Origin of the sequence: Vibrio sp. Vb0304, assembly GCF_033338995.1 — a bacterium.
Lineage (GTDB): Bacteria > Pseudomonadota > Gammaproteobacteria > Enterobacterales > Vibrionaceae > Vibrio > Vibrio alginolyticus.
In genome coordinates this window covers 1-1,241 of record NZ_JAWOTT010000196.1, presented here as the reverse complement: position 1 = coordinate 1,241, position 1,241 = coordinate 1, and the positions used below count along the sequence as shown (strand labels likewise).

General features: G+C 50.4%; 1 protein-coding gene and 1 pseudogene. Both read left to right on the top strand.

Features of this window, described 5'->3' with window-relative positions:
• Positions 1 to 185 (top strand): annotated as a pseudogene (locus tag R7P35_RS24940) (peptide ABC transporter permease); the annotation flags it as partial.
• 10 nt (positions 186 to 195) lie between these two features.
• A complete protein-coding gene (locus R7P35_RS24935; RefSeq protein ID WP_318093062.1) occupies positions 196 to 1,179 on the top strand; it encodes an oligopeptide/dipeptide ABC transporter ATP-binding protein in 984 nt (327 codons plus the stop codon).
• Positions 1,180 to 1,241 lie beyond the last annotated feature (62 nt).

The following is a 1,241-nucleotide window of genomic DNA, read 5'->3' as shown; positions in this document are numbered from 1 at the left end:
TTTTAGGCTTAGGCGTCCAACCACCAGACACCAGCTGGGGAATACTGATTTCCGAAGGCGCAAAAACCATTGATGTTGCCTTGTGGATGCTGCTTTTTCCATCCCTGTTTTTGGTCACAACCCTATTCTGTTTCAACTTCATCGGCGATGGCTTACGCGACGCTCTTGACCCGAAAGATCGATAAGGACAACTCCATGCTATCTATTGAAAACATGAACGTGCGCTTCGATACGCCAGACGGACAAGTGCAAGCGGTCAGCAACCTTTCCTACTCGATCAAAGCAGGAGAAACGCTCGGCATTGTGGGTGAATCAGGCTCTGGTAAAAGCCAATCGGTATTTGCGCTGATGGGGCTCACCGCCGACAACGGTAATGTCTCCGGTGAAGCCTTATTTCATGGCGAGAACTTACTCTCAATGTCCAAGAAACAGCTCAACCGTATTCGCGCAGAGAAAATCGGCATGATCTTCCAAGATCCCATGACCTCTCTGAATCCATTTATGAAGATAGGCAAGCAGCTGAGCGAAGTGTTGATGGTGCACAAAGGCATGAGCCGAAAACAAGCTATCGCGGAATCAATACAAATGTTAGATGCGGTGCGAATCCCATCGCCGGACACTCGCCTGAATCAATACCCGCACGAGCTGTCTGGTGGCATGCGCCAACGTGTGATGATTGCCATGGCGCTCCTGTGTAAACCAGAGCTGCTCATCGCTGATGAGCCCTCAACCGCACTCGATGTGACAGTACAAGCGCAAATCCTGACGTTATTACGTGAGTTACAAAAAGAGTTTAATACCGCGATATTGCTGATCACGCACGACATGGGCGTTGTTGCCGAAATGTGTGACCGCGTGTTGGTGATGTACGGCGGACAAAAAATGGAACAAGCAGATACGGACACCCTCTTTGCTCAGCCCGCACACCCTTATACCCAAGGCTTACTGAGAGCAATTCCGTCGATCACCGAAGACATGCCTCGTTTGCCAACTATCCCTGGCAATCCACCGAGCGCCTTAATTAACCACCAAGGCTGCCCGTTTAGAGAGCGCTGTGATTACCGACTCGCTCGCTGCCAAGCCGAAACGCCGAAGTTTATGCCGCTCAATGGTCGTCAATCCATCGCCTGCCATGTCAAAGCCCAAAGCAGCATTTCACTCATCCACCAGTCGGCTTAAGGAAACGTTATGAATCAGAAAGAAGTGTTATTGTCCGCTCGCGAACTGCAAGTGCATTTTCC

Bases quoted from the DNA above. Each gene is read 5' to 3' on its own strand.
- R7P35_RS24935 (WP_318093062.1), top strand. From the start codon at position 196: ATGCTATCTATTGAAAACATGAACGTGCGCTTCGATACGCCAGACGGA.